This window comes from Rhodanobacteraceae bacterium (assembly GCA_016713135.1).
Lineage (GTDB): Bacteria > Pseudomonadota > Gammaproteobacteria > Xanthomonadales > SZUA-5 > JADKFD01.
In genome coordinates this window covers 1-22,075 of record JADJPR010000007.1, presented here as the reverse complement: position 1 = coordinate 22,075, position 22,075 = coordinate 1, and the positions used below count along the sequence as shown (strand labels likewise).

The 22,075-nt window shown below is 70.2% G+C and carries 13 protein-coding genes, 1 tRNA gene and 1 pseudogene; 10 read left to right on the top strand and 5 right to left on the bottom strand.

Annotation, left to right across the window (positions count from 1 at the left end):
* Positions 1-57 precede the first annotated feature (57 nt).
* The 4 genes from alr to IPK27_08400 all read left to right on the top strand — a co-directional run bounded on the left by alr (position 58) and on the right by IPK27_08400 (position 6,047).
* On the top strand, positions 58-1,158 hold the full coding sequence (alr, locus tag IPK27_08415) for an alanine racemase (GenBank protein ID MBK8067643.1): 1,101 nt from the start codon (positions 58-60) through the stop codon (positions 1,156-1,158).
* Complete coding sequence (glnE, locus tag IPK27_08410; protein ID MBK8067642.1) at positions 1,155-3,914, top strand: bifunctional [glutamate--ammonia ligase]-adenylyl-L-tyrosine phosphorylase/[glutamate--ammonia-ligase] adenylyltransferase; 2,760 nt, start codon at positions 1,155-1,157, stop codon at positions 3,912-3,914. The genes alr and glnE overlap by 4 nt, the downstream gene beginning before the upstream one ends.
* A gap of 149 nt (positions 3,915-4,063) precedes the next feature.
* On the top strand, positions 4,064-5,467 hold the full coding sequence (gene gltX / locus IPK27_08405; protein ID MBK8067641.1) for a glutamate--tRNA ligase: 1,404 nt from the start codon (positions 4,064-4,066) through the stop codon (positions 5,465-5,467).
* Positions 5,468-5,684: 217 nt separating this feature from the next.
* On the top strand, positions 5,685-6,047 hold the full coding sequence (locus IPK27_08400) for a hypothetical protein (GenBank protein ID MBK8067640.1): 363 nt from the start codon (positions 5,685-5,687) through the stop codon (positions 6,045-6,047).
* Between the two features lie 158 nt (positions 6,048-6,205).
* On the opposite strand, the pseudogene IPK27_08395 reads toward IPK27_08400, so the two are convergent.
* Positions 6,206-7,163, bottom strand: a pseudogene (locus IPK27_08395) (ribokinase).
* Between the two features lie 140 nt (positions 7,164-7,303).
* Positions 7,304-8,593: a NupC/NupG family nucleoside CNT transporter gene (locus tag IPK27_08390; GenBank protein ID MBK8067639.1), complete on the bottom strand. Its 1,290-nt coding sequence runs from the start codon at positions 8,591-8,593 to the stop codon at positions 7,304-7,306.
* A gap of 211 nt (positions 8,594-8,804) precedes the next feature.
* Between IPK27_08390 and IPK27_08385 the strand changes: the two genes are divergently transcribed.
* The gene (locus IPK27_08385; GenBank protein MBK8067638.1) at positions 8,805-10,244 is read left to right on the top strand and encodes a diguanylate cyclase; all 1,440 of its coding nucleotides are present in this window, start codon (positions 8,805-8,807) and stop codon (positions 10,242-10,244) included.
* Between the two features lie 2 nt (positions 10,245-10,246).
* Here IPK27_08385 and IPK27_08380 read toward each other — a convergent pair.
* Positions 10,247-10,320 (bottom strand) — tRNA-Gly (locus IPK27_08380).
* Positions 10,321-10,388: 68 nt separating this feature from the next.
* On the opposite strand from IPK27_08380, the gene IPK27_08375 reads away from it, so the two are divergent.
* The 5 genes from IPK27_08375 to sppA all read left to right on the top strand — a co-directional run bounded on the left by IPK27_08375 (position 10,389) and on the right by sppA (position 20,290).
* Complete coding sequence (locus tag IPK27_08375; protein ID MBK8067637.1) at positions 10,389-14,228, top strand: response regulator; 3,840 nt, start codon at positions 10,389-10,391, stop codon at positions 14,226-14,228.
* Positions 14,225-15,136: a diguanylate cyclase gene (locus tag IPK27_08370; GenBank protein MBK8067636.1), complete on the top strand. Its 912-nt coding sequence runs from the start codon at positions 14,225-14,227 to the stop codon at positions 15,134-15,136. The genes IPK27_08375 and IPK27_08370 overlap by 4 nt, the downstream gene beginning before the upstream one ends.
* Before the next feature lie 29 nt (positions 15,137-15,165).
* Positions 15,166-15,366, top strand: coding sequence for a sulfur carrier protein ThiS (gene thiS, locus IPK27_08365; protein ID MBK8067635.1), 201 nt, complete (start codon positions 15,166-15,168; stop codon positions 15,364-15,366).
* 46 nt (positions 15,367-15,412) lie between these two features.
* Complete coding sequence (locus IPK27_08360) at positions 15,413-18,313, top strand: diguanylate cyclase (protein ID MBK8067634.1); 2,901 nt, start codon at positions 15,413-15,415, stop codon at positions 18,311-18,313.
* Between the two features lie 117 nt (positions 18,314-18,430).
* The gene (gene sppA / locus IPK27_08355; GenBank protein ID MBK8067633.1) at positions 18,431-20,290 is read left to right on the top strand and encodes a signal peptide peptidase SppA; all 1,860 of its coding nucleotides are present in this window, start codon (positions 18,431-18,433) and stop codon (positions 20,288-20,290) included.
* Between the two features lie 319 nt (positions 20,291-20,609).
* Here the strand turns inward: sppA and ilvC are convergent, their stop codons facing one another.
* Both ilvC and IPK27_08345 read right to left on the bottom strand, forming a co-directional pair.
* Positions 20,610-21,623, bottom strand: coding sequence for a ketol-acid reductoisomerase (gene ilvC / locus IPK27_08350; protein MBK8067632.1), 1,014 nt, complete (start codon positions 21,621-21,623; stop codon positions 20,610-20,612).
* 201 nt (positions 21,624-21,824) lie between these two features.
* A partial coding sequence (locus IPK27_08345) for a dihydroxy-acid dehydratase (protein MBK8067631.1) occupies positions 21,825-22,075 on the bottom strand: 251 nt, incomplete at its 5' end.

Sequence of the window (22,075 nt, the reverse complement as noted above, 5' to 3'; positions counted from 1 at the left end):
AAGCTCGGCGCGCCTTGGGCGAACCTGCGCGCCAGCATTCACCACCCTGCCCTGCCGATGCGTGCCACCACTGCCACCATCCACCTCGAAGCGCTGCGCCACAACCTGAAGCGGGTGCGCGCGCTGGCGCCGCGGGCGAAGGTGATGGCGGTGGTCAAGGCGGATGGCTACGGCCACGGTCTGGAGCGCGTGGCGCAGGCGCTGTCGGCGGCCGATGCCTTCGGCGTGGCCACCCTCACCGACGCCGAGCGGGTGCGGCGCGCGGGGCTGAATCATCGCGTCGTACTGCTCTCGGGCTTCGACGAGCCGCGCGACCTGGCGCTGGTGCGCGAGCTGCGCATCGACTGCGTGCTGCACCATGAATCGCAGCTGGCGATCCTCGAACGCCATCCGCCGCAGGCGCCGATCTCGCTATGGATCAAGCTCGACACCGGCATGCATCGCCTGGGCTTCGCCCCGGAACAGGCACGGCGGGTGTACGAGCGCGTGCGTGCGCTGGCTCCGCTGGCGGAGATCCGCTGGATGACCCATTTCGCCTGCGCCGACGATTACGACACCGAGCGCACCGAGGCGCAGATGGCGCGCTTCCGTGCCGCCATCGGCGACCTGCCCGGCGAGCGCAGCCTGGCCAATTCGGCCGCAGTGCAGGCCTTCAGCGCCAGCCACGGCGACTGGGTCCGCCCCGGCGGCATGCTCTACGGGTTGTCGACCTTTGCCGGCCGCACCGGGCGCGATCTCGGCCTGCAGCCCGCGATGAGCCTGTCGACGCGCCTGGTCTCGGTGCGTCAGCTCGCGGCGGGCGAGGCGGTGGGCTATGGCGCCACCTTCGTCTGCCCGCAGCCGATGCGTATCGGCATCGCCGCCGTCGGCTACGGCGACGGCTACCCGCGCCATGCGCCGGGCGGTACGCCGGTGCAGATCGCGGGCAAGAACGCCCCGGTGATTGGCCGCGTGTCGATGGACCTGCTGGCGATCGACCTGACCCACGTGCCCGCGGCAGACATCGGCAGCGAGGTGCTGCTTTGGGGCCCGGAGCTGCCGGTGGAGCAGGTGGCGGAGGCCGCCGGCACCATCGGCTATGAGCTGGTCTGCGGCGTTACCCGGCGCGTGCAGTTCGCTGCGGCCGAGGATCTCGGCGACATCAGCGCCGCCGCGTGAGCGCCACGCTGCCAGCGCACTGGAGCGAGTGGATCGCCGAGCGCCGCAGGGCGCTGGACGCGTCGGAGGCCGCGCCCGCGCTGGATGGCGTGCTGCTGACCAGCGACTTTGCCTTCGAGGAATTCCGCCGGCGCCCTGACCTCCTTGGCCTGGTCGATGGCAGCGCAGCCGTCGGCACGCCGCCCCGCGCCGATGACCCCGATCTCGGCAGCGCACTGCGGCGCTTTCGGCGCGCCGAGTCGCTGTCGATCATCGTCGACGATGTGCTCGGGCGCGACGGTGTCGAGCGCACGCTGGAACGCGCCACAACGCTGGCCGAGCGCTGCATCGAGGTGGCCTTCGCCGCGGCGCGCGCGGAGCTGGTGGCGCGCCACGGCGAGCCGCGCGACGAGCACGGCGCGCTGCAGCCGGTGGTGGTCTATGGCCTCGGCAAGCTCGGCTCGCGCGAGCTGAACTTCTCCAGCGACATCGACCTGATCGCAGCCTTCCCGCGCGCCGGCGAGACCGACGGCCGGCGCTCGCTGGACAACGAGGATTTCTTCGCGCGGCTGGTCCAGCGCGCCAGCGCGCTGCTCGGCGAGACCACCGCCGAAGGCTTCGGCTACCGCGTCGACTGGCGTCTGCGGCCCTTCGGCACCGCTGGGCGCCTGGCGCTGTCCTTCGACGCGATGGAGGACTACTACCAGCGCGAGGGCCGCGAGTGGGAGCGCTTTGCCCTGCTGCGTGCGCGCCCGGTGGCGGGCGACCTGGCGGCCGGCCGCGAATTGCTGGAACGCCTGCGGCCCTTCGTCTGGCGCCGCTATTTCGACTACGCGGCGCTCGAAGGTCTGCGCGAGCTGAAAGCGCTGGTCGATGCCGAGGTGCGCCGCCGCGAGCGCGAGCAGGACCTGAAGCTCGGCCCCGGCGGCATCCGCGAGATCGAGTTCCGGGTGCAACTGGAATCGATCATCCGCGGCGGCCGCGACCCGGCGCTGCGCAATGGCAACACGCTGGATCTGCTGGCGCTGCTCGGCGAGCGCGGCGTGATCGATGCGACCGAGTCGGCTGCGCTCGCCGATGCCTACCGATTGCTGCGCCGGCTGGAAAACCGGGTGCAGATGTACCGCGACGAGCAGACCCATGTGCTGCCCGAGGATCCCGCCACCCGCGAACGCTACGCATGGGCGCTGGGCTACCCGGATTTCGATGCGCTGATGGACGTGCTCGACGGCCACCGCAAGGTGGTCAGCGGCGCCTTCGAGCGCTGCCTGCCGCTGGCCGCGAGCGGCGGTGCCGCGCCCGCGGGCGGTGGCGCCGATGCTGCGCTCTGGCGCCGGATTGCGCCGGCGACCGAGCAGGGCGCAGCGGATGCCGCGGCGGCGCAGGATCCGCGCGGCGCGCTGCTGCTGCGCCTGGCCGACACGCCCACGGTGCGCGCGATGAGCGCGCGCGGCCGCGCCCGGCTGGACCGCATCGTGCCGCTGGTGCTCGCCGCCTGCCGCCAGCGCGGCGGCGATGCCACGCTGCAGCGCTGGATCGATTTGCTCGCGGCGATCGCCGGGCGCACCAGCTACCTCGCGCTGCTCGCCGAGCGCCCGGCACTGATCGACCGCGTGCACGACCTGCTGCTGGCGAGCGCCTGGCTTGGCCGCGCGCTGGCGCAGTCGCCGATCCTGCTCGACGATCTGCTCGACCCGCGCCTGGCGCTGGAACTGCCCAGTCGCGAGGAACTGCGCCAGCGCCTTTCGCTGGAGCTGGCGGCGGTGGATCCGGGCGACACCGAACACGAGCTCGAGCGCGTGCGCCAGTTCCAGCAGAGCGCGCGGCTGGAACTGGCGCTGGCCTTCCTCGACGGCCGTTGCGACGCGCGGCGCACCGCCGCCGGCCTCGCCGACATCGCCGACCTCGCCATCGAGCGCCTGCTCGGCTTCGCCCTGCGCGACCTCGCGGCCCAGCATGGCACTCTGCCGGGCCTGGGTAGCGACGGCGGCATCGCGGTGATCGGCTACGGCAGCCTGGGCGGGCGCGAGCTGAACTTCAGCTCGGACCTGGACCTCGTGTTTCTGTACGACGACACGCTGCAGGCGGCGGAGAGCGGGGGCGCGCGACCGCTCGACGGGCAGCGCTACGTGGCGCGCGTGGGCCAGCGCCTGCTGCACCTGCTGACGGTGCAGACCGCCTTCGGCCCGCTCTACGAGATCGACGCGCGCCTGCGCCCGAATGGCAGCAAGGGCCTGCTGGTGACGCCACTGTCCGCCTACGCCAGCTACCAGCAGGGCGAGGCCTGGCTGTGGGAACACCAGGCCCTGGTGCGCGCGCGCTTCGTCGCCGGCGATCCGGCCCTGGGCACGGAATTCGATGCCCTGCGCACCCGCGTGCTGCTGCAGCCGCGCGACCCAGCCGTGGTCGCGAAGGAAGTCACCCAGATGCGCGAGCGCTGGCGCGAGGCGCTGGACCGCAGCACCCCGGAACTGTTCGACCTCAAACAAGGCCGCGGCGGCGCGGTGGACATCGAATTCGTCGCGCAACAGGCACTGCTGTCGCTCGGGCGAGACGCCGGCGCGGCACCGCCTACCGATACCGCATCACTGCTGGAATGGCTCGCCAGCCAGGGCGCACTCGCCGGCGACCGCGCGCAAGCGCTGGCCGAAGCCCACGCGCGCCTGCTCGACCGCGGCCTGCGCTGCGCGCTGGCGTTGGAGAAGCGGCTGGTGCCCGCTTCGGAGGGACGGGGGTTGGCGGCTCCAGCGACGCAGGTTGTGGGTTCTGGGTTCTGAGTTGTGGGCGGCAAGGGCTCGCATCCCGGGACTGTTCGGGTCCTGGCAGCTTGGCGGCCCACAACCCACAACCCAGAACCCACAACCATCCCCGCCGTCCCCGCCTTGCGCTAACCTTCCCGCCCCCCGAAAACCCACGCACACGCCGCATGACCGCCGTCCGCACCCGCTTCGCCCCCAGTCCCACCGGTTTCCTGCATGTCGGTGGCGCGCGCACTGCGCTGTTCAGCTACCTGGAGGCGCGCCGGCATGGCGGGCAGTTCATCCTGCGCGTGGAAGACACCGATCGCGAGCGTTCGACCGATGCCGCGGTGCAGGCGATCATCGACGGCATGGCCTGGCTGGGCCTGGAGCACGACGAAGGCCCGTTCTACCAGACCCAGCGTTTTGACCGTTACCGCCAGGTGGCGCATGAACTGCTGGCGGCGGGCAAGGCCTATCACTGCTGGATGACCAAGGAAGAACTGGAGGCGATGCGCGCCGACCAGGAAGCGCGTGGCCTGAAGCCGCGCTACAACGGCTACTGGCGCGAGCGCAAGGACACCCCGCCGGCCGGCGTGACCCCGGTGATCCGCTTCAAGAATCCGCTGCACGGCGAGGTGGTGGTCGACGACCGCGTGCGCGGCCGGGTGGTGTTCGACAACGCCGAACTGGACGATCTGATCATCTGGCGCTCGGACGATTCGCCGACCTACAACTTCGGCGTGGTGGTGGACGACGCCGACATGCGCATCACCGACGTGATCCGCGGCGACGACCACCTGAACAACACGCCGCGGCAGATGAACATCTACGACGCGCTGGGCAAGCCGATCCCGCGCTTCGCGCACCTGCCGATGATCCTCGGGCCGGATGGCGCCAAGCTCAGCAAGCGCCACGGCGCGGTCAACGTGCTCGGCTACCGCGAGGACGGCTTCCTGCCGCAGGCGCTGCTGAACTACCTGGTGCGCCTGGGCTGGTCCTACGGCGACCAGGAGATCTTCTCGATGGCGGAGATGATCAGCCTGTTCAGCGCCGACGACGTCAACCACTCGGCCAGCCGCTTCGATGTCGAGAAGCTGCGCTGGCTGAACCAGCACTACCTCAAGACCATGGACCCGGCCGCGGTGGCGCCGGAGCTGCGCTGGCACCTGGCGCGCGCTGGGCTGGATGCGGACACGGGCCCCAAGGCCGAGGACATCGTCATTGCCCTGCGCGAGCGGGTGCACACGCTGAACGAGATGGCCGACAAGGCGCGCGTGTGGTTCGGGCCGCTGCAGGCCTACGACGATGCCGCGGTGGCCAAGCACCTGACCGCCGCCGCGCGCGTGCCGCTGGAAGCTGCGCACGCGGCACTCGCCGGCGTGCAGGGCTGGAGCGCCGCCGCGGTGCACGACGCGCTGAACGCCGCCGCGACGGGCCTGGGCGTGGGCCTGGGCAAGGTCGCCCAGCCGCTGCGCGTGGCGATCACCGGCACCCAGGTCAGCCCGTCGATCGACCACACCGTCTACCTCGCAGGACAGGCCGAGGCGCTCCGGCGCATCGACGCGGCACTGGGGAAACTGCCGGCGTGACTGTTACGAGGGCACGAGGGCATGAGGGCACGAGGGCATGGGAGCGCCCGGGCCGCGATCGCTGTCCCCTGGCGGGCCTGCCGAGTGGTGCGCCTCTGAACACCGCCTGGCCTTCGCCGTCCATCGCCAGGCCGGGGCCCTACGATGACCCCGCGCCGCCGCGGCACCGCGATCGACCGGCGCACGCCGACGACCGCCTGGTCGCCGGCAGCCACGCGTGCTTCGGCTGGGTGATGGCGGTGGTGCGGCGCTGGTGGCGTGGTGGGCCTGGCGGCAAGGGCCATGGGCGCCTGGCTGGGACTGGCCGGCATTCTGCTGGCGCTGGCTGGCGAGCCTCGCGCCCAGCCTGCTGGCGCCGCTCAACCGCGCCTGGATGGCGCTCGGCCACCTGCTCGGGCGCATCATCAGCCCGATCATCATGGGCCTGATCTTCTTCGGCGTGGTCACGCCGATTGCCATCGTTGCGCGCCTGCGCGGCGTCGACCCGATGCGCCGTCGCTTCGATCCGGCGGCCCGAAGCTACTGGATCGAACGCGATCCGCCGGGGCCGGATCCGGGCACGATGGAGCGGCAGTTCTAGGGAAGCGGGAAAATGGAAAAAGGAAAATGGAAAAGGGTAGAGCCAGCCTGAGGCGCGCCGGGGCTTTCCGCTTTGGTTGAGCACACCAAAAGCCGAATCTGGCCGGCTTCTTCCTTTTTCCCTTTTCCTTTTTCCCTTTTCCTTTTCCTCCTTCCGCTTCACCCGAAACGCACTGCCACCTCGGCGCGCGTCGGCATCGCCGGCGCGGTCCCGTGGCGCTCGACGCTGAGGGCGGCCACCCGGTTCGCGTGGACCACCGCTTCGCGGAACGGGGCGCCTGCGGGAGCGAGCGCCAGCGCTGCGGCAAGGCCACCGGAGAAGGCATCGCCTGCGCCGGTGGAATCGACCGCCTTCACGCGTTCGCCCGGCACGCGGTAGTACGGCGCAACATCGCCGCGATGCGTGCGCCCGTGGCTGACAAAACACCCTTGCGCGCCGAGCGTCAGCACCACCGTCGGCACCCCGGTGCAGCGGCACAGCGCGTGCAGGTCCAGATCATCCAGCGCCCACGGCGCGTCCACCGCATCCGGCACCCCGAGCAGGCGCAGCAGCGCCGCAAATTCGGTTTCGTTCGGGGTGATCACATCAGCCAGCGCCAGCACCTCCGGGGTGAGCGCGGGATGCAGCGGCGCCGGGTTCAGCAGCGCCAGCGCGCCCACTTCCCGCGCCCGCCGCAACACCGCGGCGACCACGTCGAGGGTGGTCTCGAGCTGCGTCAGCACCACCCGCGTGCCCGCGCCGATGGCCGCCGCAGCGCGCGCCGGCTCGAGGGACTCGTTGGCGCCGAGATCGACCACCAGCAGGTTGTGCCCCTGCGCGTCGACCACGATGCTGGCGGTGGCCGTGGGCACACCCGCCACCACCTGCCAGTCGCAATCCAGCCCCTGCTCCGCTGCGAAACGCTGCGCCTGCGCCCCGAGCGCATCGTCACCGACTGCCCCGACGAAGCGCACGCCGGGCACCCTGGCGCAGGCAGGCAATCGCCTGGTTGAAACCCTTGCCCCCCGGCCCGGTCGCGAAACGCCCGATGCGTGTTTCGCCGACGGCGGGCAGACGGTCGGTGCGCCAGCAGAGGTCCTGGACGTAGGAGCCGGGGATGAGGACGGCGGGAGTCATCGAGCGGTCATGGGTTGACGGGTTGTGGAACGTAAAGCGTAAACCGTCAATGGGTGCGGCGGATTGCACGCCCGCCGCAACCCGAACCGGCGACCCACACTGCCCACCTTCACCCTGCTTGCCGGCTCACGCCCGCCCCCTCACCCAAAACTCGTCAACACCCCCGCAATGGTCGCGGTCATGAAGGTCGCCAGCGAGCCGCCGAGCACGGCGCGCAGGCCGAAGCGGGCGAGGTCGGCGCGGCGCTCGGGGGCGAGGCCGCCGATGCCGCCGATCTGGATCGCGATCGACGAGAAGTTGGCGAAGCCGCACAGCGCGTAGGTGGCGATCAGCTTGCCCTTGTCGGTGAGCATCACGCCATCGACGCCGTTCTGGATGATGTCCGCCAGCTGCAGGTAGGCGACGAACTCGTTGATGACGATCTTCTGGCCGATCAGGCTGCCGACCACGGTGGCGTCCTGCCAAGGCACGCCGATGATCCAGGCGATCGGCGCGAGCAGGTAGCCGAGGATGGTGGCCATGTCGGTCGGCTTGCCCAGCCACTGGGCCAGGCCGGTCACGTCGCCGATCCAGGTCAGCGGCCAGTTGATCAGCGCGATCAGGGCGATGAAGGCGAGCAGCATCGCGGCGATGTTGAGGGCCAGCTTGAGGCCGTCCGCGGCGCCGGCGGCGGCGGCGTCGATGATGTTGCTGGCGGTCTTCTCGACCTCCATCTTGACCGTGCCGCGGGTCAGCGGCGTGCCGGTCTCCGGGATCAGCACCTTGGCGATCACCAGGGTGGCCGGCGCGGCCATGATCGAGGCGGCGAGCAGATGCTTGGCGTAGAAGGCCTGCTGCACCGGATCGCTGCCGCCGAGCATGCCGACGTATGCGGCGAGCACGCCGCCGGCGATGTGTGCCATGCCGCCGATCATCATCGTGATCAGCTCGGATTCGGTCATCTTCGGGATGTACGGGCGCACCGTCAGCGGCGCCTCGGTCTGACCGATGAACACGCTGGCGCACACGCTGGTGGTCTCGGCACCGGAGACGCGCATGACCTTGGTGATCGCCAGCGCCATGATGCGCACCACCCACTGCATCACACCCAGGTGATAGAGCACGCCCATCAGCGCGGCGAAAAAGATGATCGTCGGCAGCACCTGGAAGGCGAAGATGAAACCGAACTTGCTGGTGTCCATCAGGCCGCCGAAGATGAAGTTCGAGCCGGCGGAGACGAAGCTCAGGACCTTGACGAAGCCCTGGCCGAGTGCGTCGAACACATCCTTGCCGCCAGGCACCAGCAGTACCAGCGCGGCGAAGGCGATCTGCAGCGAGATGCCGGTCAGCACCAGGCGCCAGTCGACCGCCCGGCGGTTGAGCGAGAACACCCAGGCGATGCCGATCAGCGACGCCAACCCGAACAGACCGAAAAACACTCCACCCAGCATCGCGCTCTCCCCGCCATCGAATGGGCCACACCCCATGCGGCCAACCGGGCGAGACTAGGCGAGGCGTGAATGCGGCGCAAACGCGCCGTTGGCGGTGTTCCATCGCGCCGCGGCGACCGCGCCGGCGCCCGCGCCGCCCGCGCGGATCGGCCGCGTGCCCTCGTGGACCATCCGGGCTAGCATTCGCGCTTTCCAGCCACGGTGGCACCGCATGGCCGCAGCAGGGCAAACCGCAGAGCCGCACGCTTCGCGCCGCCGCCTTGGCATCGGCCGCCGCCTGTTCTACACCCACCTGCTGGTGGCGCTGCTGGTGGCTTTCGGCCTGGGCACCGTGTTGCACTTCGCGGCGGAGGCCGAGCTGCGCGCCTCGCTGAACCAACGGCTGGCGGACAATGCGGCGCTGGCTGCGGATGCACTGGGCAGCAGCAACTGGGACACGGTGCGCACACGCGCGGATACCCACCGTCCCGAATACATCGAACTGGTCCGGCGGATGCAGGACATCATCGGTCGCAGCCCCGCCATCGAGCGCCTGCTGGTGGTCCGCGAGGACGCCGACAGGCTGGAAGTCGTCGCCGACTCGCTGGGCGCGGTCCGCGGCCATTCGCCGGGGGACTCGACGCCCGCGGCACTGCGATCGATCGCCGCAGGCGCCAGCGTGGCGCGACCACTGAATGACGTGGTCGACGGTTTCAACGCACTCTCGCCGCTACCGGGTCAAGGTTCGGGCTATCTGTTGCTGCTGCGCGTCCCAGTCGACGACATCGACGACAAACTGGAGAAACTGCGGGCCAAGTCGACTGTTTCCTTCGTGCTGGCGGTGGTCCTGGCGCTGGCGATGAGCATGTGGCTGGCGCAGTCCGCGCGCCGCGTGCTGCGCGCTTTCGCGATGCGATTCCGCCAGATCGCCGAGGGCAAGCTGGACCAGCGACTTGACCTCGGCGGCAATGACGAATTCGCGGACCTGGCGCTGGCGCTGGAAGACATGACCTCCCGCCTGGCCGCCTCCCAGCGCGACCGCGAGGGCGCGCTCGTCGATCTCAAGGCCGCGCGCGACCGCCTGGAGGGCATGGTGCGCGAACGCAGTGTGGAGCTGGAGAAGCTCAACAACATGCTGCGCCAGGAGATAGAGCAGCGCTGCCAGCTGGAAGCCGCCCTCGCCGAGGCCGCCGCAACCGATTCGATGACCCGCCTGCTGAACCGTCGCGGCATGCTCGAAGCGCTCGAGCACGCGGTCGAGCAGGCGCGCCGGCAGAAGGGCTCGTTCATAGTCGCGGTCGCGGACATCGACCACTTCAAGCGCATCAACGACCAGTTCGGGCATTCGGTGGGCGACCAGGTGCTGGTCGCCGTCGGACGGCGCCTGAAACAATCGCTGCAAGATCACGACGCCGCCGGCCGCTGGGGCGGCGAGGAGTTCCTGCTGCTTTGGCCGGGCATGGGCATCACCGAAGCCGAAGCCCGCGCGAACCAGTTGCGCGAGGCGATAGCCAGTTCGGCAATCTACGCCGGCGGTCCGCAGATCACGATCAGCCTGGGATTGGCGGAGTTCACCGGGCTGGATTCGCTGGACCGCTGCATCAACCGCGCAGACCGGGCGCTTTACCGCGCCAAGATGGAAGGGCGCAACCGGGTCTGCGTCGCGGTCTGAGTTGGAGCGGGTGATGGGAATCGAACCCACGTTAGCAGCTTGGGAAGCTGCAGTTCTACCATTGAACTACACCCGCGTGGCCTGCGCATTCTACCGATCGCGGCGCGCCTCGCCAGTGGCTGCGCCCACAGGTAGGATGCTGCCATGGGCGGCGATTCTCGAACAGGGCGAGGTCCCGGGACACGACTGGCGCGTGCGCTCGGCGTCGCGCATTGGTCGCCGTGGCCGCTGGTCGCCATCGGCCTCTTCATCATCGGCGCCGGACAGGCATTTGACCTGCACCGCCAGTACCGCGAAGCGGCCGCCCACGAGCAGGAACGGCTGGCCGCCAGCGCGACTCAGGGCGCGCATGCGGTGGAGCAACGCCTGGGCAACCTGGCTCGCACGCTGGCACGCCTGGACTCGGCGCTGCGCGCCAATCCGCAAGATGCCACACTGATCACGGAGGCCGTGGCCGGCCTCGATCCGCAGCTCGGCGCCCTGCTGGTGTTCGACACCGACGGCACCGTCGTCGCCAGCTCCAATCCGGACCTGCACCGGCGCACGGCCGCAGGGGCGCCGTTCCTCGCATTCACGCGCGCCGATGCGGAACCTGAGCCACGCTTGCACGCCGCGCCGATGCCGTCGTCCCTGGGCACCCAGGGCTGGCTGCTGGCGCGCGCCTGGCGCGATGCAGAAGGCAACCACCGCGGCGCGCTCGCTGCGGTGGCGGGTGTGGACTACCTGCTCGGCGCGCTGCCGGACCCCGGCGGCAGCGGCGGCGCGATCGAACTGGTCGATGCCGATGCGACGGTGATCGCGGCGCATGCGGGCACGCCTGGCGATGCCGATGCGCTGACGGCGCAGGCGCGTATTGCCCCGACGCTGCATTCGCTGGACCGCCCGTGGAGCGTGCGCACAGCGCGCAGCAAGGCGGCGGTGTTCTCCGCCTGGCAGCGACAGGCGCGCTTCGGGCTGTTGCTGTGGCTGCTGGTGGCGGTGGTGGCGGTGACTGCCGGCATCGTTGCCACCCTGCGGCGCAACGAGATGAAGCGCCTGCGTGGCCTGCACCAGCGCTTGCTGCAGGGAGTGGACGAAGGCCTCGCCGGAATCGACCAGGACGGGCTGATCCGCTTCGCCAATGCCGCTTTCGCGCGCCATGTCGACAGCCGTCCGGGCGATCTGCTCGGCACTGATTTGCGCAGCCTGGTGCGCTGGACCGCCAGCGCCCATGGCGAGGTGGATCCGGTGAGCGCGGTCCTCAGCGCCAGCCTTCCGCGCCATGAGGGCCTGTGCGAACTGGGTCCCGCGCGCCTGCGCGCCACGGTCACGCCGACGCGCGAGCAGGGCGCCGTGACCGGCGCGCTGCTCGCCTTCGCCGACCCACTCGCGGGCGCCGGCGATGCCGGCAACGCGCGCAGCCCGGCCGACCGCCTCTATCGCACGCTGTTCGATTTGTCGCCGGACGGCGTCCTGATCGTCGACCTGGACAGCGAACTCCCGCTGGCCTTCAACCCTGCCGCCACGCGCATGCTCGGGCACGATGGCGACGCCTTCGCGCGCCTGAAGGTGCGCGAGCACGAGGCCAACGCCGCGCCGATGGACACCATCCGCAACATCGCGCGGGTGCTGGCCGAGGGCCGGGTCGAGTTCGACACCCGCTACCGCCGCCAGGACGGCAGCATCTGCGAGGTCCAGGTGCTGGCGCAGACCATCGAGTTCGGCGGCCGTCCGGCGCTCTACTGGATCTTCCGCGATGTCACCGGGCACCGTCGCGCCACCAGCGAACTGCGCGAACACGCCGCGCTGATGCAGGCGCTGGTCGACCACCTGCCGCTGCCGATGCGGGTGTTCGAACAGCGCAAGCTGGTGCTCGTCAACGCGCGCTGCCAGGCCGAGCTTGCGCCGGTCGAGAGTGGCATCGATGTCGAGCAATGGCTGCATCAGGCCTGCGCCGATGCGGACGCCTGCGCGCCCTTCCTGATGCACTGGGAGCGGCTGGACGCCAGCGAGGACCACAAGGCCGGGGTGGAGCTGGCGCTGCGCGACAAGAGCGGCCATCCGCGCATCCACGACGTGCACGCGGCGCGCGTGGGCACGCGCACGCTGCTGCTGATGGTGGACCTGACCGAGCGCCGGCTGGCCGAGCAACGGCTGGAGGAAGCGCGCGAGCTGGCCGAACGCGCCAACCGCGCGCGCAGCGAGTTCCTGGCCAACATGAGCCACGAGATCCGCACGCCGATGACCGCGATCCTCGGCTTCACCTACCTGCTGCGCAAATCCGAACTCAGCCAGTTGCAGCGCGAGCAGACCAGCCGCATCGACAGCGCCGCGCGTACCCTGCTGGCCATCCTCGACGACCTGCTGGATTACTCCAAGCTGGAGACCGGGCGGATCAACATCGAGCAACGCCCCTTCCTGCTGCGTGAAGTGCTCGGCGAGATCGAGCTGGTGTACGCCGCGAGCGCTCGCGACAAAGGGCTCGGCTTCGAATTCGGCATCGATCCTGGTGTGCCGGTCGCGCTGGTGGGCGACCCGCTGCGCCTGCGCCAGGTGCTGTGGAACCTGGTCGGCAACGCGATCAAGTTCACCGAGCACGGCGGCGTCAAGGTGCAGGTCTCCGGCAGCGCCGACGCCGACGGCCAGGTCGACCTGGTGCTTGCCGTCAGCGACAGCGGCATCGGCATCGAGCAGGAGCAGATCAAGCGGGTGTTCGAGCCCTTCTACCAGGTGGAAGCCGCTGCGGCGCGGCGCTTCGGCGGGACCGGGCTCGGCCTGCCGATCACCCAGTGGCTGGTCAACCTGATGGGCGGCACCCTGGAGGTGGACAGCACACCCGGGCGCGGCAGCGAATTTCGCGTTCGCCTGCGCCTGCCGCGCGCGGCGAGCGCCCCGGCCAGCGAACCCGGCACGCGCGACCTGCCGGCCGAAGGCGCTGCGCTGCGGCTGCGCGGGCTCTCGGTCCTGCTGGTGGAGGACCATCCGATCAACCGCCACGTCGCGCGCGAGATCCTCGCCGGTGAGGGCGCCGAGGTGGACGTGGCCTGCGATGGCCAGGAGGCGATCGCCCGGCTGCGCAGCCACGCTTCCGCTTTCGATGCGGTGCTGATGGACATCCAGATGCCGCGCATGGACGGTTACGAAGCCACCCGCGTGATCCGCGAGACCCTCGGCCTGAAACAGTTGCCGGTGATCGCGATGACCGCCAACGCCGGCCCGGAGGATCGCGCGCAGAGCCGCGAGGCCGGTATGGACGACCACATCGCCAAGCCTATCGATGTGCAGACCCTGGTCGCGACCGTGCTGCGGCATGCACGCCCGGGAGGGCCGTCGCTGGAAACCCTGGCGGTACCTGTGCGCGGCGTCGCGGTGGCCACCGAGGAACCGCCGGTGCTGGCGCTGGAGCAGGCGCTCGCGCGGCTCGCCGGGCATCGCGCGCTGTATGCGCAGATGGCGCGGCTGTTCGCCCAGGAGCAGGGCGAGTCGGTGCGCCGGCTACGCGAGGCGCTGGCGCAGGGCGACCGTACCGAGGCCGCGCGCGCGGCGCACACCCTCAAGGGCGTCGCCGCCACTCTCGGCGCCGAGGCGCTGTCCACCATCGCCGCCAAGCTGGAGCGGGCGCTCAAGCGGCGCACCGAGCCGGACGAGCTGGAACGCATGAGCGACCAGCTCGGCGAGCAGCTGGCGCTGGCGATCGTGGCGCTGGAACGCGCCGCCGAGGAACTCGCGCCGGCCGCCGACGAGGCCTTGCCGCTGGCCGAATTCGACCGCAGCGCCTTCGAGGAACGCCTCGACGCACTGGTGCTCGCGCTGGTCGACAGCAACATGGCCGCGCTCGACCACTACGCCGAGCTGCGCGCGCTCGCCACCGATGCTCTGGTGACGCCGCTGCGCTCGGTCGAGGAAGCCCTCGGCCGGCTCGACTTTGGCGTCGCCCTGGACGCCTGCCGCCGCGTCGAGCATGCGCTCGACGGTCTCGCCACGCCGACCGAGGAAGCCCAATGACCCCGCCCGTGACCGGCGAGCGCCCGCGCATCCTGGTGGTCGACGACCAGCCGACCAACATCCAGACCCTGTACCAGGTGCTCAAGGGCGACTACGACGTCGCCATGGCCACCGACGGCAGCCAGGCGATTGCGCTGTGCCAGCGACGCCCGCCCGACCTGGTGCTGCTGGACGTGGTGATGCCCGGTCTCGATGGCTTCGAAGTCTGCCGCAGGCTGAAACAGGACCAGGCCACCCGCGACGTGCCGGTGATCTTCGTCACCGCGCGCGACAGTACCGAGGACGAAACTCAGGGTCTGGAGGTCGGTGCGGTCGATTTCATCACCAAGCCGGTCAACCCGCCGGTGGTGCGCGCCCGCGTGCGCACCCACATCGATCTGAAACGCCAGGCCGACCTGTTGCGCTCGATGGCCTTCAACGACGGGCTGACCGGCGTCGCCAACCGCCGCTGGTTCGACGAACGCCTGCAGATCGAGTGGTTGCGTTGCCGCCGCAACAAGCTGCCGATCTCGCTGATCCTGCTCGATCTCGATCACTTCAAGGCCTTCAACGACCACTACGGCCACCAGGCCGGCGACGACTGCCTGCGCGCGGTCGCCGCGGCGATGAAGTCGCGCCTCGGTCGCCCGGCCGACCTGCTGGCGCGCTATGGCGGCGAGGAGTTCGTCTGCCTGCTGCCGGAAACCCCGGCCGACGGCGCCCGCGCGAAAGCCGACGACCTTGGGCGCGCGGTGCTGGACCTGGCACTGCCGCACGCCGGTTCCGCTACCGCGCCGGTGGTGACCATCAGCCGCGGCGTCGCCACCGCGGCGCCGGCGGTCGATGGCAGCGCCAGCGAACTGCTGGCGCGCGCCGACGAACACCTGTACGCCGCCAAGCGCGCTGGCCGCAACCGCACCGAAGCATGACTCAGCCTGATCCGTCGACACCCGCCATGATCCCGATCCGCCTGAACGGCGATGAACGCCAGGTTCCCGCCACAACCACCATCGCCGGCCTGCTCGAACTGGCTGGCCACGGCCAGCGGCGGGTTGCCGTCGAGTGCAACGGCGAAATCGTGCCGCGCAGCCTGCACACCACCACCGTGCTCCAGGCTGGTGACCGCCTGGAGATCGTGCAGGCCATCGGTGGCGGCTGAGGGAGCCGCAAACGTATCCGACCGGCCGTTCGCGGCTGCCGTGCGGTTGCATCCGAGCCGCTTGCGCGCGCGGATCACCACCCTCGCACTGTGCGCCTGGCTGCTGCCGACGAGCACAATCGCCGACGTCGGGAATCCGCTGGCCAACGACCTCGTCAGCCTGCGCCAGCTCGGATCGGCCGCGGGATTGCCCCAGTTGACGGTGTTCGCGCTGGCCGAGGACGCCGCTGGCCACGTCTATGCCGGCACCCAGGACGGGCTGTCGCGTTGGGATGGAAGGCGCTTCGTCGGCGTGCCGCTGGCCGGCGGCGCGCGCGACTGGGTGACCCACCTGCATCGCGGCGTGGCTGGCCTTTGGATCGGCACCGACGGCAATGGCCTGCAGCACCTGCAGGGTGGCCAGGTGCGCGAAGTGCTGGCGGACGATGGGCAGCGGCTACCGTCGATCGAGGCCTTCGCCGATGACGCCGGGGACGGACTGCTGGTGGGTACGCCGCAGGGACTGTTCCGCTGCCTGCCCGCCAGTTGCCGCGCGCTGCCCGGCACGCACGACCTGCAAGTGGCGGAGTTGCTGCGCGACGGCGCCGGAAGGCTGTGGGTGGGCACCAACATCGACGGCCTGTATCGCTTCGACCCGGCGCCGGAGGGCGGATATCGCCGCAGCGACTTCCACCTCGGGCGCAGCGACGGGCTGCCCAACGATGCGGTACGCGCGTTGCTGCTCGATCCGCAGCAGCGCCTGTGGATCGGTACCGGCCGCGGCCTTGCGCGCTGGGACGGTGCCCGGCTGCAGCGCTGGATGCAGACCGGAGACACGCCCCTCGGCGGGGTCACCGCGCTGCGCCAGTTGTCCCAGGGCGAGGTGCTGGCGGCGCTGTGGGGCCGCGGGATGGCGCGGATTCGCAGCGACGACTCGCTCCAGGTGATCGGCACCCTCGAGGGAATGCCGGACACCTACCTGCACGCGCTGCTGCTGGGCGGCGACCCAGCGGATCCGATCGTCTGGGCCGGCACCGGTTCGGGTGGCGTCCTGCGCCTGGAGCCCGGGCGCTGGCGCAGCTTCGACGAACGCCACGGCCTGCCGCAGCGGGTAGTGGTCGGCGTCGGTGAATGGCCGGAGGCGGACGCCACGCGCACCCTGTGGGCCGGCACGCTGGGCGGCGCTGTCGCGCTGCGCGGCGGACGCTGGGCGCCGCTGCTGCCGCCGGCCTACCGCGACCGCATCGTCTACGACGTGCTGTCAGATCCCCGTGGCCGCCGCTGGTACGCCACCCACCGCGGCCTGCTGCTGGAGGAGCACGGCCGCTGGCGTGCGCTCGAATCCGACGAAGCGCAGTTGCCGGCGACCTCGGTAGACCAACTTGCATGGGTCGGCGGGCGCGTGTGGTTGGCCACCGGGCATGGCCTGGCGGCCATGCGCGACGACGGCCAGGCGGAGCGCCTGCTGCGCGACATCCCCAATGGCGAGGACCTCGCAGTGCGCGCGATGCTTCCGCTGGCCGCGGAGGGCGACGTCCCGCGGGTGCTGCTGGCCAGCAGCCTCGGCCTGGTGCTGACCGACGGCCGCGCCCTGGTACCCGCCGGCCGCGACTGCAGGCCGCGCGGAACGGTTTACGACATCGAGCGGCTGGCGAACGGCGAGATCTGGCTCGGCACCCGCGATGGCGCGCTGCGGCTGGACCTGGACAGCGCCGAACCGCGCTGCATCCCGGTGGCCGAGCCGCCCGGCGGCGCGCTGACCGTGTACGAGATCGCCCAGGATCGCGCCGGGCGGGTGTACCTGTTCGGCTACGACGGAGTCCGCCGGATCGACGATCCCACCGCGGCGGCGACGGACAGCTCGAAAGGCTACCGGCGTTTCGGCCTCGAGGACGGACTGCCGTCGCTGGAGTTCAACCGCGATGCGCTGGTGGATGCCGGCGGACGCTTGTGGGCCGCCAACGCCGACGGGCTGGTGGCTTTCGACCCCGACGCCCAGCTGCGCGCGCCGCAGCGCGCGCGCCTGGCGCTCGATGCGCGCAGCGATGGCGCACCACTGGAACCTGGCGCGCGCCTGGCAGCGGGCCACGGCGAGATCGAGTTCGCCCCCAGGCTGCTGTCCTTCCGCCACGAGCACCTGATCCGTTACCGCACCCAGCTGGTCGGGCTCGATCCACAAGCGGGCGCCTGGCTGGCCGATGGCGACCGCCGCTACCCGCGACTGCCTCCCGGCGACTACCGCTTCGAGGTCAGCGCACGCGACGCCGCCGGGCGCATCCACGGACCGGAGGCGGTCGCCTTCAGCGTCGCCGCGCCGTGGTGGCAGCAGCCGCTGGCGCTGCTGCTGGCGGCACTCGCGCTGCTCGGTGCCGGGCTCGGACTCGGCCGGATGCGTGCCCGCGCCCTGACCCGGCGTGCCGCGCAACTGGAACAACTGGTGGCGGAACGCACGCGAGAACTGGCGCTGGCGTCGAGCACCGACCCGCTGACGCAGGCGTGGAACCGACGCTATTTCCACCAGCAGGTGAGTGCCTGGCTGCGCGAAGCCGGCGACCCCGGACTGATGCTGCTGCTGATCGACATCGACCACTTCAAGCAGATCAACGACCGCCACGGTCACGCCGCCGGCGATGCGGTACTGGTCGCGGTTGCTGCGCGCCTGCGGCAGTCGGCAGGCGACGCCGGCGAGCTGATCCGCTGGGGCGGCGAGGAGTTCCTGATGGTGCTCCGCGCGGTCCCGCCGGCCGCGGCCGAGGGGCGCGTGGCCGGGGTGCTGCAAGCGGTGGCGGCGAGCCCGGTGGACTTCGGCAGCGAAGCCATCGGCGTGCGCTGCTCGATCGGCTACACCCGCTGCCGCCCGCCGGCCGTCGGCATCGACCAGCACATCGACCTGGTGATCCAGCGCGCCGACCGCGCGCTCTACGCGGCCAAGCAGGCCGGGCGCAACCGCGCCGTCGCCGCGGACTGAATTGCCCGCCGGGTGCACCACGGTCCATGACCTACGGGACATCGGCGGCTCGCGGCGAAACCGTATCATGCGCCGACCGCGCGCCCTGCCCGCGCCCCGTATCGTTGAGGAGTTGCAATGACCGAGAAGCGTCCCGGATTCCTGCGCCGGCTGGTTGGCGGCCTGTGGAATGGACTCGATTTCACCCGTCGTCTGGTCGTGAACCTGGTGTTCCTGGTGATCCTGGTGCTGGTGGTCTCCGCGATGTTCGGCGGCGGCGAAAAAGCGCTCAAGGAGAAGACCACGCTGGTGCTCGCCCCGAAAGGCGAGATCGTCGAGCAGTATTCCGGCAGTCCGGCTGACGTGGCGCTGTCCAAGGCGCTCGGCGAGGAAGTGCCGCAGACCCAGCTGCGCGACATCCTCAAGGCGCTCGACAAGGCTGCGACGGATGACAAGATCGCCCAGGTGATGCTCAAGCTCGACAGCTTCGGCGGCGCCGGCGTCAGCACGCTGCGTGAAGTCGGCCGTGCTATCGACGCCTTCCAGAAGAGCGGCAAGAAGGTGATTGCCTTCGGCGAATACCTCGACCAGGGCAGCTACTACCTCGCCGCGCATGCCGACGAAGCCTATGTGCATCCGGAAGGCATGGTGCTGCTGGAAGGCCTCGGCCGCTACCGCAACTACTACCGCAGCGCGCTGGACAAGCTCGGGATCCAGATGCACGTGTTCCGCGTCGGCACCTACAAGAGCGCCGTGGAACCCTATTTGCTGGACGGCCCGTCCGAGGCCGCGCGCGAAGCCGACGCCTACTGGCTCGGCGATGTGTGGAACGTATTCCTGGAGGACGTGGCCAAGGCGCGCGGGCTGGACGCGGCCGAACTACGCCGCGGGATCGACGAGCTGCCGCAGCGCGTGGCCGCCACCGGTGGCGACATGGCCCAGCTGGCGCTCGACGAGAAGCTGGTCGACGGCCTGAAGACCATCGACGAGATGCGCGCGATGCTGATCGCCAGCGGCGCCAAGGACGACGAGAAAGAGACCTTCCGCCAGATCGGCATGGACGACTACCTGAAGCGCTTCCCGGCACCGGCCGCCATCGGAGACGCCAAGCAGATCGGCGTGATCGTGGCCCAGGGCGAGATCATCGACGGCAGCCACCCGCCGGGCACCATCGGCGGCCACAGCACCTCCGAACTGGTGCGCAAGGCGCGCGAGGACAGGAACATCAAGGCGGTGGTGGTGCGCGTCGATTCCCCGGGCGGCAGCGGTTTCGCCTCCGAGCTGATCCGCCGCGAACTCGAACTCACCCGCGCCGCCGGCAAGCCGGTGGTGATCTCGATGGGCGACGTGGCTGCGTCCGGCGGCTACTGGATCTCGATGACCTCGGACACGATCTACGCCGAACCGACCACCATCACCGGTTCGATCGGCATCTTCGGCTTGTTCCCGGATGCCAGCAAGACCATGGACACCCTTGGCCTGCACACCGAAGGCACCACCACCACCTGGCTGGCCGGCGCGCTCGATCCGCGCCGCCCGCTGGATCCGCGCGTCGGCGAGCTGCTGCAGTCGGTGATCAACGCTGGCTACCAGGATTTCATCGGCAAGGTGGCGACCAGTCGCGGCAAGACTCCGGAAGAAATCGACACCATCGCCCAGGGCCGCGTGTGGAGCGGCAGCCAGGCGCTGGAGCGCGGCCTGGTCGACCAGCTCGGCGGCCTCAATGACGCCATCGCCGATGCGGCCGAGCGCGCCAAGCTCGGCAGCGACTACCAGTTGGTGTACGTGGAAAAGGAACTGTCCGGCTTCGAGAAGTTCATGACCAGCTTCGCCGCCCGAAGCCGCGCGATGGTCAGCGCGAGCATCGCCGACGCCCTGCTGCCGGGCTGGATGCAGCCGCAGATGAGCGGCCAGTTTGCCCAGGACCTGTCGCTGCTGAAGGGCTGGGAAAAGCGCCCGATGGCGACGTATGCGTACTGCTTCTGCGAAGTGAAGTAAGGCTCTGCAGCCCGTCCGGCACTTGGGTGCTGGGCGGGTTTTGGGTTGTGGGTTGTGGGTTGTGGGTTGTGGGCCGCAAAGCTCGCACTCTGCGAGCCAGTGGGAGCCGACTTTGTCGGCGATCTTCTGCGGACGGCCGCAGGGAGAAGATCGCGGCTGAAGCCGCTCCCACAGGAGCCCGCTGTTGGCGCTGCCGCCGACAACCGACAACCGCCGCGGTCTGGCCCGTCGGCAATGAGTTCCCAGAACGCACAAAGGCCCGGGTCTCCCCGGGCCTTCGCTTTTCACCAATACCAACACCAACAACTCACACCTCTGGTTACGCCGCCTTTTCCTGCGCGCCGGCCTGGAGCCAGCTCATGCGCGCGCGCAGGCGCTTGCCGACGGATTCGATCGGGTGCGCCAAGTCGCGTTCCAGCAGGGCCTTGTAGTTCGGGCAACCGTTCTGGTTCTCGGCGATCCACTCGCGCGCGAAGGTTCCGTTGCGGATCTCTTCCAGCACTTCGCGCATTGCCTTGCGGCTGGCACCGTTGACCACCCGCGGGCCGCGGGTCAGGTCGCCGTACTTGGCGGTGTCGGAGATGAACTGGTGCATGCGCGCCATGCCACCTTCGTACAGCAAATCGACGATCAGCTTGAGTTCGTGGAGCACTTCGAAATAGGCCACTTCCGGCTGGTAGCCGGCCTGCACCAGGGTCTCGAAGCCGGCCTGCACCAGCTCGGTGGCGCCACCGCAGAGCACCGCCTGCTCACCGAACAGGTCGGTCTCGGTCTCTTCCGCGAAAGTGGTTTCCAGCACGCCCGCATGGGCGGATCCGACGCCCCAGGCCCAGGCCAGCGCGCGCGCCTTGGCGGTGCCGGTGGCGTCCTGGTGCACCGCGATCAGGCTGGGCACGCCGCGGCCTTCCTCGTACTGGCGGCGCACCAGCTTGCCCGGCGCCTTCGGCGCGACCAGCGCGACGTCGACATCCTTCGGCGGCGTGATCGTGCCGTAATGGATGTTGAAGCCGTGCGCGAACATCAGCAGGGTGCCGGCCTTGAGGAAGGGCGCGACATAGGCCTCGTAGGCCTTGGGCTGCTCGGTGTCCGGCAGCAGCAGCGAGATCACATTCGCATCCTTGCACGCGGTCGCGGCGTCCTTGGGCTTGAAGCCATCGGCCTCGGCCTGGGCCCAGGTCTTGCCGCCCGGCCGCAGCGCGATGGTCACATCGAAGCCGGAATCCTTCAGGTTCATCGCCTGCGCGCGGCCCTGGCTGCCATAGCCCAGGATCACGATGCGTTGGCCCTTCAGGGCTTCCGGTTGCACGTCTTGGTCGGAGTAGAGTTTGGTCATGGTCGGGCCTCGGGGCTGGGGTGATGGACTGGGGCAAGCAAGGGAAAATGGAAAAGGGAAGAGCGGGCCAGGGGTGGATTGTGGGGGTGGCGTAGGGGCCTGGTGGGGGGAGCGAATTCGTATTCATTGAACCCAAGCATCGCGCCACGAGGCTCTTGCCTTCCCCTTTCCCTTTTTCCCTTTCCCCTTTTCCCGCTTCACTCATAGGCGCTCCGCGATGGGTGGGCGCCCTTCCGACGCCGAACCCACCAGCTGCGCGTACTTGGCGAGCACGCCGGAGGTTTCGGACGGGGGTTTGGGCACGTAGCTGCGGGCACGCTCGGCGAGCGGGGCGTCGACATCGAGCACGCGCGCGTCGACGTCGAGGGTGATCGTGTCGCCATCGGCGATCAGCGCGATCGGGCCGCCCTTCGCGGCTTCCGGGGCGACATGGCCGACCATGAAGCCGTGGG

What these genes read in the sequence shown, in the direction of transcription:
- alr (MBK8067643.1), top strand. Translation starts at nt 58, where the DNA reads ATGCGTGCCACCACTGCCACCATCCACCTCGAAGCGCTGCGCCACAAC.
- gltX (MBK8067641.1), top strand. Translation starts at nt 4,064, where the DNA reads ATGACCGCCGTCCGCACCCGCTTCGCCCCCAGTCCCACCGGTTTCCTG.
- IPK27_08390 (MBK8067639.1), bottom strand. Translation starts at nt 8,593, where the DNA reads ATGCTGGGTGGAGTGTTTTTCGGTCTGTTCGGGTTGGCGTCGCTGATC.
- IPK27_08385 (MBK8067638.1), top strand. Translation starts at nt 8,805, where the DNA reads ATGGCCGCAGCAGGGCAAACCGCAGAGCCGCACGCTTCGCGCCGCCGC.
- IPK27_08375 (MBK8067637.1), top strand. Translation starts at nt 10,389, where the DNA reads ATGGGCGGCGATTCTCGAACAGGGCGAGGTCCCGGGACACGACTGGCG.
- IPK27_08370 (MBK8067636.1), top strand. Translation starts at nt 14,225, where the DNA reads ATGACCCCGCCCGTGACCGGCGAGCGCCCGCGCATCCTGGTGGTCGAC.
- sppA (MBK8067633.1), top strand. Translation starts at nt 18,431, where the DNA reads ATGACCGAGAAGCGTCCCGGATTCCTGCGCCGGCTGGTTGGCGGCCTG.
- ilvC (MBK8067632.1), bottom strand. Translation starts at nt 21,623, where the DNA reads ATGACCAAACTCTACTCCGACCAAGACGTGCAACCGGAAGCCCTGAAG.